Genomic DNA, 14,680 nt, shown 5'->3' with positions numbered 1-14,680 from the left:
CCAATGCGGAGCTCCAGCGAAGCCCGTCGGGGTGTAACGTAGCCTTCGGGCGAACTCGGTCGGCGTCTGCTTCTTCAGCAAAGGATGAACAACCGCATACAAGAAATTAACGCTTCCCTTCGGAGCCTGCAGCAAGCCGTCCAAAACCTTTCAGGGCGTCATGAAGCTGTTGCACAAAACCGCAAGAAGGTGGCCAGGCAATGTCGCCTGCATCAATCGACCGGGCATCGGCCCGAAGGGGATAAATCATGAAGAAATCGTTCTTCTTGTCGGCAGCGGTCGCGCTTGCCGCCACCGGCGTTTCCGCCGAAACCATCCGCATTCCGCATGAGCTGGGATTCGGCGGCTCGGAATCGCTTGACCCGATTTCGCCGCAGCGTTTCTACGAAGCCAACCAGAACATTTATTCCCGCCTGGTCCGCCAGGGTGAAGACGGGCGCCCGTCGCCAGACCTCGCCCTGTCCTGGGAGGCCACGCCGGATGCCAAGGAATGGACGTTCAAGCTGCGCCCCGATGTCACCTTCCACAACGGCAACGCATTCAGCGCCGAAGATGTCGTCTTCTCCCTGATGCGCACGCAATCCGAAGCCATCGACAGCCCCACGAAGGGTGTGATGGAGATCGTTGAGCGCGTCGAGGTCGTTGATGAGACGACCGCCAAGGTCGTGCTCAAGCAGGCGCATGCCGATTTTCCGCTTCTGGTGATGGATTACCGCATCCGCATGCTGGACGCGGAAACCTGTGGTAATGATCTGGATGCACTTTGCGAAAGCGGCGTTGGCACGGGCCCTTACAAGCTGGCGGCGCTGGACGCGCTCGGCACCACCACGCTGGAGCGTTTCGACGACTACTATGGCGGCCGTCCGGGTGCCGAAACCCTGGAGCTGATCGCGATCGCGGATCAGGCGGCCCGCGTCGCCGCGCTTCAGGCAGGACAGATCGATTTCATCTATGCCCTTTCGGCCGAGCAGAAGCCGCTTTTCGAGAACAATCCCGATTTCACCGTTCAGGAGGTCGCAACTGGCCGCTGGGTGGGCATGATCATGAACACCACCGTCGCACCCTTCGACGACGCACGCGTGCGCAAAGCACTGCGCATCTCGGTAGATCGCGACAGTCTGGGCAAGCTGGTCTATGGACCCGGCGGATACGTGACGACCTGTGACCACCCGGTCTGGTCGGGCGATCAATACCGGACCGAAATCGACTGCCCCCGCGACATCGAAGGGGCCAAGGCCCTGCTGGCCGAGGCGGGGTATCCCGATGGCCTGACGGTCGAGCTGTTCGTGTCGGACATCTCGGAAGGCGCAGTGCGCATGGCCGAGGTCTTGCAGAACCAGGCGGCCGATGCCGGCATCACCGTCGAGCTGGTGCAGGCACCTGCCGATGGCTTCTGGAGCGATGTGTGGATGAAAGAGCCCTTTTTTGCGACGGGCTGGTCACAGCGCCCCGCCGATCAGATCCTGAACGAGGCGTTCCGGTCGGGCGCTGCATGGAATGAAAGTGCGTGGAACGACCCGGCGTTCGATGCCGCACTCGATGCGGCCCGTGAGGAGCTCGACTTTGCCGAGCGCAAGGCCCTCTACGGCGAATTGCAGAAAACCCTCTTCGAAGAGGGCGGAAGCTTCATTCCTGTTCACCTGAACACCGTGCGCGCCTTCTCGTCGAAGCTGTCGGGCATCGAAGCGGTCGAGGATTTCTCGATCCGTTACGAGAATGTGACCAAGGCCGAATGACCTCACGGCCGCTCAGCTGATCAACGCTGCCCCCCTTCACAGGGGGGGCAGTCCCTGAATTCTCGAAAGACCCGCCATGTTCGCGCTGATCTTGCGCCGCTTCGGCTTTGCCGCCTTCACCATCGGCTTCGTGTCGCTCATCATGTTTGCCGCCGTCGAGGCGCTACCCGGAAATGTCTGCACGTCCTTTCTGCAACGCTTCGCCCAGGGCCCGCGGCTCGAGCGCTGCATCGAAGAGCAGGGCCTGAACCGGCCCGCGCTTGCGCGCTACGGGGACTGGATCGTTGGTGCGGCCCAGGGCGATTTCGGATACTCGCTGAAAAAGCGCAAGCCCATCAACACGTTGCTCGCCGAACGGATGGGGAATACCGCGCTTCTTGGCGGGCTGGCGGCCCTTCTGGCCATTCCCTTCGCGATCTTCCTCGGGATCAAGGCGGGCGTGCGGCGCGACAAGCCGCTCGATCTCACACTCTCGGGGGTCTCCATGCTGGCCATGACGATCCCCGAATTCGTGACCGCAACAGGGCTGATCTATGTTTTCGCCGTCACCCTGCAATGGTTTCCCGCCGTCACTATAATGCGCCCCGGCATGACGATCATCGATATGCTGCCCGTCATCGTGCTGCCTGTCATGGTCCTGTCTATGGTGCTGATCGCACATACGATGCGCATGGTGCGCGCGTCGGTGATCGACGTGATGGCCTCGGACTACGTGCAGATGGCCCGCCTCAAGGGTGTGCCCGAGCGCCAGATCATCCGGCGGCATGTGGTGCCGAACGCGATGATCCCCGCGCTGAACGTCATTGCGTTGACGGTCGCATGGCTGCTCGCCGGCGTCGTCGTGGTCGAGAAGGTCTTCAATTATCCCGGCCTTGGATCGCTGATGATCGAGGCCATTCACGACCGCGATCTGCCGCTGGTGCAGGCCATCGCGCTGATCTTCTCGGTCATCTACATCGCGGTGAACCTTCTGGCCGATCTGGCGGCGCTCGCGCTTGATCCGCGGCTGCGCAGGCGGGGGCACTGAAATGCTGGACCTCCTGCGCACCGTCGCCGCGCGCCCCTCGGGCGCCATCGGCCTCGCTCTCACCGCCTTTCATCTGGGCATCGCAATCCTGGCGCCCCTATTTGCGCCCTTCGATCCTACGGCACAGAATGCGGATGCGATCCTGCTGGCGCCTTCAACGACGCATTGGATGGGCAACGACGCTCTGGGCCGTGATGTGTTCTCGCGCGTGCTTTACGGCGGGCGACTGGCTCTCGTCATCACGTTTTGCGGGGCAGTGCTGGCCACGCTTTTGGGGGGCTTTCTGGGCATATTCTTCGGCACTGTCGGCGGGCGCATCGACGAGGTCGCGATGCGCATCGTCGATGCCTTCCTGTCGATGCCGTGGCTGCTCTTTTTGCTGCTCATCATCTCGATTGGCGGGGCTGGGCCGGTGACCATTATTCCGACCCTCGGTTTCTTCTACGGCATGGCGGTGCTGCGGGTGGTGCGCGGTGCCGCCATGCAGGTGGCCGCGCGGGATTTCATCACCGCCGCCAAGGCCCGCGGCGAGGCGCTATGGCCGATCCTCACCCGCGAGATGTTTCCGAACCTCGCGGACATCCTGCTTGTGGAGGGCGCGATGCGCTGGAGTTGGATGTTGCTTGCGTTCTCGTCGCTGTCGTTCCTCGGCTTCGGCGCCACGCCGCCCACGCCTGACTGGGGCCTGATGGTGGCGCAGGAGCGCGGGTTGCTGGCGACCGCGCCTTGGGCGGTGTTCTGGCCCTGCGCCGCGCTCAGTTCGCTCATCATCGGGATCAACCTTCTGGCGGATGCCGTGGGCAAGGCGCTTGGCCTCGACCGCGCCAGTGCCATGGCCGTGTGAGGAGGACCGCAATGCAGCCTGCACTTATCACGCTCGACGGGCTCGAACTGGGATACCGCGCCCCGGATGGCCGTGCCGCGCCCATTCTGCAAGGGATATCGCTGGAGCTGCGCCCCGGCGAAACGCTCGGCATCGTCGGTGAAAGCGGTTCGGGCAAGTCGACCGTCGCGCTCGCCATGATGGGCTATCTGCGGCCGGGTCTCGGCGTTTTTTCCGGGTCCGCGTTCTTCGACGGGCATGATATGTTCGCGTTACCGGAGGATCGGCGCGCGGCGCTGCGCGGCTCCTCCATCGCGCTTATCCCGCAAAGCGCGGGGCAAGCGCTGACGCCCACCTTGCGCATCGGTCAGCAGATTGACGAGGCACTGGTTCTGCACACAAATCTGAACCGCGCCGCGCGCCATGCCCGCGTGATCGAGCTACTGGCCAAGGTTCGCCTGCCATCGCCCGAAGACATCGCGGAACGTTACCCGCATGAGCTTTCGGGCGGCCAGCAGCAGCGTGCCGCCGTCGCGATGGCGCTCGCGGGCAATGCCAAGGCGCTTCTGCTGGACGAGCCCACCACGGGCCTCGATGTCACGACGCAGGCGCATATCCTCGAATTCTTGCGCAAGCTCGCGCGCGAGATGGGTGTCGCCATGGTCTATGTCAGCCATGATCTCGGCGTGATCGCGCGCGTCGCGGACCGGGTCGCGGTCATGTATGCCGGCCAGATCGTCGAGGACGGGCCGACGGCGGAGGTGCTGCGCGCGCCCCGCCATCCCTATACGGCGGGCCTCATCGCCTCGATCCCGCGTCTGGATGATCCGGCCATTCCCGCGTCGATGCCGGGCGTGCCGCCGCGCGTGGGCGCACCGATTACCGGCTGCGCCTTCGCGGATCGCTGCCCGCAGGTGGCCGACATCTGCCGCGGTACAGCGCCCGCGCCGCGCCGCGTCGGCGCCACATCTGCGCGCTGCCATTTCGCAGAAACGGAAACGCCGAAGCGTCCGGCGCAGCGGCGGATGCAGCATGTAAGCGGCGACAAGGCGCTGGTCCTCGAGGATGTGGCGATCAGCTATCGCCGCCCGAGCTGGCTGGTCCGCGCATTGGCGCGCGCCGAGCCGCCCGCCACGGTCGAGCGCGTCAGCCTGTCGTTGCAAAAGGGAGAGACACTGGGCCTTGTCGGCGAAAGCGGGTCCGGAAAGTCGACCATCCTGCGCGCCATTTCCGGTCTCACGCCACCCGAAAGGGGCACGATCCAACTAGGCACTGGGGCAGATCTGGGCCAGCCGCCTCGCAGGCGCAGCCGCGATACCTTGCGCCGCGTGCAGATGATCTTTCAAAATGCCGACGGAGCGCTCAACCCCCGGCAGACGATTGCCGAGATCCTGTCTGCCCCCTTGCGGCTTTACGGCGGCCTCGGTCGCCGCGCCGCCCGCGTCGAAGCTGAACAACTTCTCGCGCAGGTGCGGCTTCCCGCCGCCCATCTTGATCGCTTTCCCGGCCAGCTTTCGGGCGGCGAGAAGCAGCGTATCGGCGTGGCCCGCGCCTTTGCCGCGAACCCGGACGTGACGCTTTGCGACGAGGTGACCTCGGCGCTCGATGTGTCGGTGCAGGCGGCGGCGCTGGCGCTGTTGACCCGGCTTCAGGCCGAGAATGGCAGCTCCTATATCTTCGTCAGTCACGATCTCGCCGTGGTGCGGGCCGTGTCCGACCGTGTGGCCGTGCTGTATCAAGGCCGCATCTGCGAGATCGGGCCCGCCGCGGCAGTCTATGCGCCGCCCTATCACCCCTACACGAGCACGCTCATGGGGGCGGTGCTCAGCACTGATCCGAACGCCGCCCCGCGGCTTCTGGCAGACGATCGCACCGAACGCGCGCCGCCCGCGACGGGCTGCCCTTTTCAACGGCGCTGCGCGCATCGCATCGGCCCGCTGTGCGACACAGACACACCGCCTGCCCGCCAGATCGGCGACGGGCATTACATCCACTGCCATCTGGGGCAGGCCGAGCTGGCCGCCCTTGGCGAACCTGAGGACGCCATCAATGCCTAAAGTCATTCTCGTCATCATGGACGGCACCGGCTATGACGCCGCTGTCACGCAATGTGGTTATCTCGAAGGCGCGGTCGAGCTGGGTCGCGCGCGCCGCTGGAAGATGCAGACCGCGACGCCCTCGCTCTCGGGGCCGATGTATGAGACCATGCATACCGGGCTTTGGCCCCACGAGCACGGCATCACCTCGAACGAGAGCATGCGCGCCTCTGAGCGGCCCAATGTCTTTTCCCTCTCGCGGGCTGCGGGCAAAGTCACCGCGGCAGTAGCGCAGGAATATTATCACCGCCTTTATGTTGACCGCCCGTGGGACCGGCTAAGATCAATCGAGCATCACGACACGGATACCGATATCCAGCATGCCCGTTTCTACTCGATGGAGGGCTATGGCGCGATCAACGCCGTCGCACCCGCCGAGATCGATCTTTGCGCGCAGGTGACGCTCCTCGCCGAGCGGCACGCGCCTGATTATCTGCTGCTGCACAGTTGCTCGGCCGATACGCTGGGTCATACCTATGGCGGCGATAGCGCGCAGTATCGCTATCAGGTCTGGATGATCGACAACGCGCTCTCGCGCGCGATCCCGACCTGGCTCGAGCTGGGCTACGAGGTGATGGTGACCGCCGATCACGGCATGAACGCCGAGCGGCATCACGGCGGCATGGAGCCGATCATGCGCGAGGTGCCATTCTATTATTTCGGCGCCGCGTCGGGCCCCGATGCGGGCGAGCTGCTCAGCCAGCTCGGGCTCGCGGCCACGATACTGAACCGCTTGGGCGTCGCGCCCGCATCCGAAATGCGGCCCGCCTTCCTGTAAGGCTGCCGGTCAGACGACGGCGTGGTTGGAAGCGGGCCCATCCATCCCATTAAGTACAAGACAAGCTTCGGCGACGTGAAGCAGTCGGAAGCCGACAAGCTCAGGGTTGTTGAGGGCGAGAACAACTGGCTGAAGCGGATGCTGGCGGAGGCGATGTTGGACAATGCGGTACCAAAGGACCTTGCGTCGAAAAACTACTGCCGCCTGACGTGAAGCGGCATGCCGTGCGGGCCAAGATGGATCGGCACGGGCTTAGCGGACGTCGGGCGTGTCAACTGGTGAATATACACACGTTTATCTGGCAAATTGAGTGGCTGCATCTCGTCCTTGTCCGCGTACCTCGAGTTCCTATTAGCACTTGTCCCACGCAACTTATTGGCGCCCATTATTAAGCATGCTTTCAGATGATCGTGATACGCGGTGTTCGATGCAAACATCGCCGACCATCGTGAATGTCTCCGAGCGGATCCCTCCCTCGCCGCCCACCCGGGTGACTGCCTTTCCAACTAAGTCCAGCGAACGCCGCCGAACGCCGGGCGAGGCTGTCCCGAGCACTTTCCGGAACAACAACCTCCCCTCGCGCGTTCTCACGAAATAGTGAGGAGTCCCTAGTCTACCGGAGGAAATGCCGTGCGCCTGCCATTTGCCGCGTCACTTGTTCTGATCGCCACTGCGGCCCATGCCGAGGAAAAGTCATCCAAGTCCAATGGCCTGAGTTTCGAGAGTTTCGGATATCTTCGGGCCGGTGTCGGGTGGGGGGATGACGGGGGGAGGCAGACCTGTTTCCAGCTTCCCGGAGCGCGCGCGAAATACCGGCTCGGCAATGAATGCGAGATCTACGGCGAGCTTGGCGGGCGGCTCACCTTCGGTGAGGATGGCGATGGCCTCAAGACGACGCTGACGCTGCGCGGCAGCGTTCTCGGCACGCCGATCAACGACTATGACGATTTCGACTTCTTCGGCGAAGAGGCGTGGATCGGCGTATCGCGGTTGAGCGAGGAAGGGCCATGGTCGGGGGCGGAGGTCTGGGCCGGACACCGGTTCTACAAGCGCCAGGATATCCACATCAACGACTTCTACTATTGGGACGCGACCGGCATGGGGTTGGGCGTCACTGGCGTCGATCTCGGCTTCGCCAAGGGGTCGCTGGCCTATTTCTTCGAGTCGGCCGGCAATATCGGCGATGCGCTCGACGGCTCACCCTACATGCGGCTCGATGCGCGGCTCGAGGAAATATCGCTGGCCGAGAAAACGGACATGACGCTCGGCCTCGATCTGCGCTTTCCCGACGAGAGCGGCCTTGCCAATGATGGCGGCGGCATGGCGACCATGCAGGTCAATCATGAAACCCGGCGCGGAGAGACGCTGATGGCGGCGCTGCAATACGGCTGGGGCGCGGGACGCGATCTGTCCTTCGCTTCCGATCCCGGCGCGCGGGACGGCGATCGCTCGGTGCGCGCGGTCGGCTCGTATCTTTGGAACGCGTGGGACAGCTACGCGGTCATGGCGACGGGCATCGCGGAATGGCAGTCGGACGACCGCAACTGGTATTCGCTCGGCGCGCGCCAGATCTGGCGGCTCGGGCAGTCGAAGACCTATTTCGCTCTCGAGACGGGTCTCGATCATGTCGTGCCCCGGACGGGCGACGGGCGGACGCTGGCCAAGGTGACCGCTGCCCTCGAATGGCGCGAAGGGCCGAAATTCTTCGATCGGCCCAGCTACCGCGCCTACGCGACCTATGCGCAGTGGGACGACGATGCCGAAGCGGCGGGCATCGCGCCCGGCGTCTCCGGCACGGACGGGTTCAATTTCGGCTTTCAGGTCGAGCATTTCTGGTGATCCGCCGCGCCGGTCCGCTTCCCCAGACGAAAGAGGTAAGCCTTGAATTTCGATCCCGCCGATATCCCGACGCTCTCGCGGCTCGCCGAGTGGCTGGCCGGCTTGCCCGAGCTTCTTCAGGTGAGCCTCGTTCTGGCGCTCATCGTCGCGGCGGGGCTTCTGGCGCATACGCTCTTCTTCCGGTTCCTGCTGACGCGGGTCGGTGGGCGTTTCTCCATGACGCGCTCCCTGCTCGAGCGGGCGCGGCGCCCGCTGCGGCTCGGTTTCATCCTCGCGGCGCTTCTAATCGGGCTGCCGCGCCTCGACCTCGGCGGGCGCGTTCAGGACGTGGTCGAGCATGCGGCGCTGGTTCTGCTGATCACGCTCATCGGCTGGATGCTGATCGTGCTCACCAATCATTTCGCCGAACGCTCGGCCCGCCATTACCGGATGGATACCGACGACAACCTCCGCGCGCGCAAGTTCGTGACGCAGCTGAGGGTGATGAAGCGCGCGGCGAACATCATCATCGGCCTGGTGACAGCGGGTGCGGTGCTCCTGACATTCGAGGGCGTTCAGGAATACGGGGTCAGCCTCTTCGCGTCGGCGGGTGCGGCGGGCCTCATCCTCGGCCTCGCCGCGCGCCCGGTCCTCGCCAATCTGATCGCCGGCATCCAGATCGCCATAACCCAGCCGATCCGGCTCGAGGATGTCGTCATCATCGAAGGCGAGTGGGGCTGGATCGAGGAAATATTCGCGACCTACGTCATCGTCCGCATCTGGGACCGGCGGCGCCTCGTCGTGCCTTTGTCGTACTTCATCGAGAAACCGTTCCAGAACTGGACCCGCGAGAGCGCGCAGGTCATCGGCGCGGTCACCTGGGATCTGGACTATACCGCGCCCGTCAAGGCGATGCGCGAGAAGCTCGACGAGTTTCTCGGCCAAAGCGAGCTTTGGGACAAGGAAGTCTCGAACCTTCAGGTCGTGGAGACCGGACCCGAGACGATCACGATCCGCGCGCTCATGACGGCCCGCACGTCGCCGATGGTCTGGGATCTGCGCTGCGACGTGCGCGAGAAGATGGTCGAGTGGCTGCAACGCGAGCATCCCGAAGCCCTGCCCAGAACGCGCGGCGAGTTCCGCATGAAGGATACGCCGGATCGGGAAAGCGCCAGGCAGGAGGATGTGGAGCGCGGCGGCGCGGGGCAGTGATGGTCCGCCGGGCCGCCTACAGGTGCCAGAGGCCCGCCGAGCGCGCGGGCAGATGATCGCCCGACACAGCATCGGCCGATGCGAGCAACAACGAGCCATCAGCGGGCTTTGTCGCGCGCCCCTCTTGGGCGAAATTCATGCGCGCCAGGAACCGCCCGCTTTCGCAGGACGTCACCAGAGAGAGCAAATCCCCCTCGACTTCGACCGCCTCGATCCTGCCATCGGGAAACCGATGCTTCCGCCGAAGCCGAAGAAGCGACTTGTAGAAGGCGAGCACGGAGACAGGACTTTTCGATTGCGCCGCAACAGAGGACCCTCGGTGCCAGCGCATCGGAAGCCAAGGCGTGCCGGTCGTGAAACCGTGGGTGCCCTCGTCCTCGGTCCAGGGCATCGGCACGCGCGGGCCCTCGCGGCCGGGGCCGTCCGGCCAGAAACGCAGATCGAACGGATCCGTCGTCTCGTCGCGGCTCAGATCGGGCTGCGGCAGGCCCAGCTCCTCGCCCTGATAGATCAGCCAAGGGCCGGGCAGGCATCCGCAGGCGAGCGCGAGAAACTTCGCGTCATGCGCGGAGCCGTCGCCATGCGCGCTGACGTGGCGGGCCTGATCGTGCGACGAAAGCCACATCGTGACGCGTCCGCCATGCCCCGGTTCGGTATGCGCCATCGACCTCAGGACATCGGCTATGACATCGGGCGTGAAGCCGCGCTCGGCGAAGTCGATCGTGTAGGAGGTATCGAGCCGCCCCGGCTCGGTGAACGTGTTCGCGACCTGCACCGCGTTGTTGCCCACATTGATCTCACCGAGCAGATAGGCGTCCTTTCCGGCCCATGCCCGCACATTCTCGCAAAAGCGGGCGCCATCCCCCGGCAGAAGGTCGTATTTGTGATCCTGCCGGGAATAGGGGCTGAAGGACGGGCCTGCGACGCGTGCGGCCACATCGGGCGCGGCGACCGGATTGTCGGCGAAGCTCTCGTCGCAGAGATAGGCCGAGATCGCGTCCATGCGGAAGCCGTCGATGCCCAGATTACGCCAGAACCGCATCTGGGCTTTCAAAGCGTCCTGAACCTTGGGGTTGCGCAGATTGAGGTTCGGTTGGGAGGACAGGAACTGGTGCCAGTAATACTGCTCGCGCCGGTGGTCCCATGTCCACGCGGGCGGACCAAAATAGCTCATCCAGTTGTTGGGCGGCGTGCCGTCGGGCTTGGCGTCGCGCCAGACGTACCAGTCCTCATACCCTTCCTCGCGGTTGGCGGACCATTCGAACCAAGGATTGCGGTCGCTGGTGTGGTTCAGCACTTGGTCCGTCATGACGCGCAGACCGGCTTTGTGGGCGGCCTCGATGATGCGCCTCACATCATCGAGATCGCCCATCTGCGGGCTGACGCCGCTGTGGTCGGCCACGTCATACCCGCCGTCCACAAGGGGCGACGGGTAGAACGGGGCGATCCAGATCGCATCGACGCCCAGATCGATGACGTGATCCAGTCTTTCGAGAATGCCCTTCAGATCACCCGCGCCCGATCCGGTCGTGTCCATGAAGGAGCGCGGATAGATCTCGTAGATGACCGGGCAGCGCGGCCACGCCTCAACCGCCAACGATCACACCGCCATTGGGGTGGAGCGTCTGGCCCGAATAATAGCTGCCATCGCTCGAGGCGAAGAAGAGGAACGCGGTGGCGATCTCCCAAGGCTGGCCGGGGCGGCCCATCGGCACGTCCTTGCCGAAATCCTCGAGCATGTCTTCGGGCATCGTGCCGGGAATGAACGGCGTCCAGACCGGCCCGGGCGCGACCGTGTTCACGCGGATGCCCTTTTCGGCCAGCGTCTGCGCCATCGACCGCGAGAAGGCGAGTGATGCGCCGCGCGTGGTGGAATAGGCCACGAGCCCCGCATTGCCCTTGAACGCGTTGATCGACGAGGTGTTCACGATGACCGCGCCCTCGCTCAGATGCGGCAGCGCCGCCTGGGTCACGAAGAAATAGGCCATCACATTGCTGTCCATCGTCCGGCGCAGCGTTTCTTCGCTCAGATCCGTCGCGCCTTCGTCGAGCCATTGCTGCGCGGCGTTGTTGATGACGATGTCGAGCTGGCCGAAGGCGTCGCGCGTTCGCGCGATCGCGTCCTCGGCGTGGTCCTTCTGCCCCAGATCGCCGGAAATCAGGATCGCCTCGCTGCCTTCTTCCTCGACGAGGCGCTTCGTCTCCTCGGCGTCGCAGTCCTCGCGCAGATAGGCGATCGCGACCTTGGCGCCCTCGCGCGCGAAGAGGACCGCGACCGCCCGGCCGATGCCGCTGTCGCCTCCGGTGATGAACGCGACTTTGCCGTCGAGCTTACCGACGCCCGGATGGCGCGGCATGTAGTCGGGTGCCGGATCCATCTTGTATTCGTCCGCGGGCATGCGGGGCTGCGCCCCGTCAGAACTATGCGTTTTGATGCTCATGTTGCGCTCCTGTGTTTGGGGTTGGTTCGGTCTGCGTCGTAAACATCGCGCGGCGGCGCGCGGTTCCGCGCTTGGCCGCGCCAAGGCCGCTCGGAACTTCGGCGCGCCCGCGGCGGTTCATCTCGTTCGTTATCAGCACGAGGACGAGGCGGAAGGGGAGATCGCGAATGGACTTGGGTATCGAAGGCAGAACGGTCCTCATCACGGGCGCGGCGGGCGGCATAGGCCGCGAGAGCGCGAGGCGCCTGCACGAGGCGGGCGCGCGGCTCACGCTAACGGACAAGGACGCGCAGCCCTTGCGCGAGCTGGCCGCGCCGCTCGGCGCGACGGCCATCGCGGCCGATCTGTCCTCGCTCGAGGGGATCGACACGCTTCTCGAAGAAGCTGGCAGTGATTTCGACATCCTGCTGCATCTGGCGGGCGTGACCGGCGCCAAGGGTGATCCGATGACCATGTCCGAAGACGACTGGCGCCACGCGCTCGACATAGATTTCCTGTCGGCCGTCCGGCTCGTGCGCCGTATCGGCCCCGGCATGACCTCGCGCGGCTGGGGCAGGATCGTCTTCGTCACATCCGAGAACGCCGCGCAGCCCTATCCCGAGGAAACCGTCTACAACAGTTCCAAGGCCGCGCTCCTGAGCTTCGCCAAGAGCCTCTCGATGGAGCATTCGGGCAAGGGCGTGCTCGTCAATTGCGTCGCGCCCGCCTTCATCGAGACGCCCATGACCGACGGCATGATGGAAAAGCGCGCAGGCGAGATGGGCGTGAGCGTGGACGAAGCCGTGCGTAGCTTTCTGGAAGAGAAGCGCCCCTATCTCGCCATTGGACGGCGCGGGCGGCCCTCCGAGGTCGCGCCCGTCATCGCATTCTTGTGCAGTGAACTGGCGTCCTTCGTGACGGGCGCGAACTGGCGCGTGGACGGCGGCTCCGTCGGCTCGGTGGATGTCTGAGCCGGTATAGCCCTTGGAGTTAAACACCGAGCGGGCGCCGCTTGGGCAGCCCGCCGCCGACACGCGATGTCGGCGGCGGGCCGACGGTGCAATCCTACCAGAACCACCAGATCATGCCGCCCATGCAGATGATGAGCAGGATCGACAGGAGCGTCCGGTCGAGCCAGATCGGACTGTCGAGTTGGAGCAGCTCCTCCCTGGCTTCCTTTCCGCTCCAGATCAGCTTGTCGATGCCCTCCTTGTCGGGCGCGCGCGTCGCTGCGGAAATCCCGACATGGAGGCCGATGGCGATGAACATCATGATCGTCGACATGATCGTGTAGTGGATCTCGGGCAGGCCCATATTCGCCCAGACGTCGAAGACCTCCTTGGCGATGAAGATGGGAATGCCGACGACCAGACCGAAGAGGATTGTCCAGAACGCGCCGTTTCCGTTCAGCCAGGGAATGAAAAGGCCCAGCACATAGACCACCACGATGGGCGGAATGATGTAGGAGAGCGACGATTGGAAGTAGGAGAAGAGCGACTCGAAGCCCGCGATCATGGGAGCGTAGATCGCGCCGATCACCATGCAGACCCCGGTGACGACCTTGCCGATCTTGACGTAGGTCTCCTCCTCCAGATCAGGCTTGAACGGCTTGACGAAATCGAGCGTCACGAGCGTTCCCGCCGAATTGAGCGCCGAGTCGAGCGACGACATGATCGCCGCGATCAGGGCCGCCATGATGAGGCCGCGCAGACCGATGGGCATCAGCTCGAAAGCGAGTGTCGGAAAGGCGAGGTCGGGGGTGGACAGATCCGGGTAGAGCTTGAGCGCGATGAGGCCGGGCAGGATCATGAGAAAGAGGTTCGGGATCTTGAGAAAGCCCGCGAAGATCGCGCCGATCTGCCCTTCGCGCAGGGTCTTTGCGCCGAGCGTGCGCTGCACGACGAACTGGTTGATCGTCCAGTAGTAGAAGCCCAGCAGGATCACGCCCCAAAGGCCCGTCCACGGCAGGAAATCGTCCGAGGCGGGCAGGATAAGATGCGTCTTCTCGTCGTCGATATCCGTGAAAAGCTCCTGCCATCCGCCGACCTGATCGAGCCCGATCCAGAAGATCGCCGCCGCGCCGACGATGAGCAAAATGGCCTGAACGGTATCCGTCACCACGACCGCCGAGAGTCCGCCGAGAATGGTGTAGATCCCGGCGACCAGCGCCAGCACCGCGACCGCCGTCCAGAGATTGAGATATTCGGTCACGTTCGAGATCACGAGGCCGCCGGCATAGAGCGCGCCTGCCGTGTCGATGAACATGATCGCGAGGATCGTGAAAAGCGAGAACGCGCGGCGGGAGCGGACGTCGTAACGCACTTCGAGATATTCGGGCACCGTCGAGACCTTGGCCCGCAGATAGGATGGCAGGATAAAGATCGCGAAGATGATGAGGACGAATGCGGCGGTCCACTCGTAGTTGAAGATCACGACGCCGTTGTCATAGGCGCCGCCCATCAGCCCGACGAAGCTCGAGCCGGACATGTTGGAGGCGAAGAGCGAGAAGCCGATGAGATACCAAGGGATGGTGCGACCGGCGAGGAAATAGCCGTCCGAGTCCGATCCCTTGTTCTTGCGAGAGATGTAGATGCCATGCGCGATGACACCGACGAAATAGAGCAGCACGATCGCGTAATCGATCCAGCTCAAAGAGAAATTGGCTTCTTCCACCGCAACCTCCTCACGTCACTGTTACAGATCGTGAGGCCAACGCGAAATTATCGGAGCGGTTCCGCTTGTACCGGATGAGATCGTTTGAAAACAATTG

The 14,680-nt window shown here is 64.1% G+C and carries 12 protein-coding genes; 9 read left to right on the top strand and 3 right to left on the bottom strand.

What is annotated here, in order from left to right:
* Positions 1 to 248: 248 nt before the first annotated feature.
* The 8 genes from ACGRVM_RS03800 to ACGRVM_RS03765 all read left to right on the top strand — a co-directional run bounded on the left by ACGRVM_RS03800 (position 249) and on the right by ACGRVM_RS03765 (position 9,490).
* A complete protein-coding gene (locus ACGRVM_RS03800; protein WP_377168540.1) occupies positions 249 to 1,736 on the top strand; it encodes an ABC transporter substrate-binding protein in 1,488 nt (495 codons plus the stop codon).
* A 76-nt stretch (positions 1,737 to 1,812) separates the two neighbouring features.
* Entirely contained in the window at positions 1,813 to 2,763 is a 951-nt protein-coding gene (locus tag ACGRVM_RS03795) for an ABC transporter permease (RefSeq protein ID WP_377168542.1), read from the top strand.
* A 1-nt stretch (position 2,764) separates the two neighbouring features.
* Positions 2,765 to 3,607 (top strand): ABC transporter permease, encoded by an 843-nt coding sequence (locus ACGRVM_RS03790; protein ID WP_377168545.1) that lies wholly within the window; start codon positions 2,765 to 2,767, stop codon positions 3,605 to 3,607.
* 11 nt (positions 3,608 to 3,618) lie between these two features.
* Positions 3,619 to 5,643 (top strand): dipeptide ABC transporter ATP-binding protein, encoded by a 2,025-nt coding sequence (locus ACGRVM_RS03785; protein WP_377168547.1) that lies wholly within the window; start codon positions 3,619 to 3,621, stop codon positions 5,641 to 5,643.
* Positions 5,636 to 6,460 (top strand): alkaline phosphatase family protein, encoded by an 825-nt coding sequence (locus ACGRVM_RS03780; RefSeq protein ID WP_377168549.1) that lies wholly within the window; start codon positions 5,636 to 5,638, stop codon positions 6,458 to 6,460. The genes ACGRVM_RS03785 and ACGRVM_RS03780 overlap by 8 nt, the downstream gene beginning before the upstream one ends.
* A 75-nt stretch (positions 6,461 to 6,535) precedes the next feature.
* Entirely contained in the window at positions 6,536 to 6,673 is a 138-nt protein-coding gene (locus tag ACGRVM_RS03775) for a hypothetical protein (RefSeq protein WP_377168551.1), read from the top strand.
* A 417-nt stretch (positions 6,674 to 7,090) separates the two neighbouring features.
* A complete protein-coding gene (locus tag ACGRVM_RS03770; protein ID WP_377168553.1) occupies positions 7,091 to 8,299 on the top strand; it encodes a carbohydrate porin in 1,209 nt (402 codons plus the stop codon).
* Positions 8,300 to 8,341: 42 nt separating this feature from the next.
* Complete coding sequence (locus ACGRVM_RS03765; protein WP_377168555.1) at positions 8,342 to 9,490, top strand: mechanosensitive ion channel family protein; 1,149 nt, start codon at positions 8,342 to 8,344, stop codon at positions 9,488 to 9,490.
* Positions 9,491 to 9,506: 16 nt separating this feature from the next.
* On the opposite strand, the gene ACGRVM_RS03760 is transcribed toward ACGRVM_RS03765, so the two are convergent.
* Together ACGRVM_RS03760 and ACGRVM_RS03755 are read right to left on the bottom strand one after the other, a co-directional pair.
* Complete coding sequence (locus ACGRVM_RS03760) at positions 9,507 to 11,087, bottom strand: alpha-amylase family glycosyl hydrolase (RefSeq protein WP_377168557.1); 1,581 nt, start codon at positions 11,085 to 11,087, stop codon at positions 9,507 to 9,509.
* Positions 11,077 to 11,931 (bottom strand): SDR family oxidoreductase, encoded by an 855-nt coding sequence (locus tag ACGRVM_RS03755; protein ID WP_377168559.1) that lies wholly within the window; start codon positions 11,929 to 11,931, stop codon positions 11,077 to 11,079. The genes ACGRVM_RS03760 and ACGRVM_RS03755 overlap by 11 nt, the downstream gene beginning before the upstream one ends.
* 167 nt (positions 11,932 to 12,098) lie before the next feature.
* On the opposite strand from ACGRVM_RS03755, the gene ACGRVM_RS03750 reads away from it, so the two are divergent.
* Entirely contained in the window at positions 12,099 to 12,881 is a 783-nt protein-coding gene (locus ACGRVM_RS03750) for an SDR family NAD(P)-dependent oxidoreductase (protein WP_377168561.1), read from the top strand.
* A 94-nt stretch (positions 12,882 to 12,975) separates the two neighbouring features.
* Here the strand turns inward: ACGRVM_RS03750 and ACGRVM_RS03745 are convergent, their stop codons facing one another.
* Positions 12,976 to 14,583: a sodium:solute symporter gene (locus ACGRVM_RS03745; RefSeq protein WP_377168563.1), complete on the bottom strand. Its 1,608-nt coding sequence runs from the start codon at positions 14,581 to 14,583 to the stop codon at positions 12,976 to 12,978.
* Positions 14,584 to 14,680: the final 97 nt, after the last annotated feature.

Origin of the sequence: Roseovarius aquimarinus (assembly GCF_043661195.1) — a bacterium.
Classification (GTDB): Bacteria; Pseudomonadota; Alphaproteobacteria; order Rhodobacterales; family Rhodobacteraceae; genus Roseovarius; species Roseovarius aquimarinus.
This window is presented reverse-complemented; position numbering and strand designations above follow the sequence as displayed.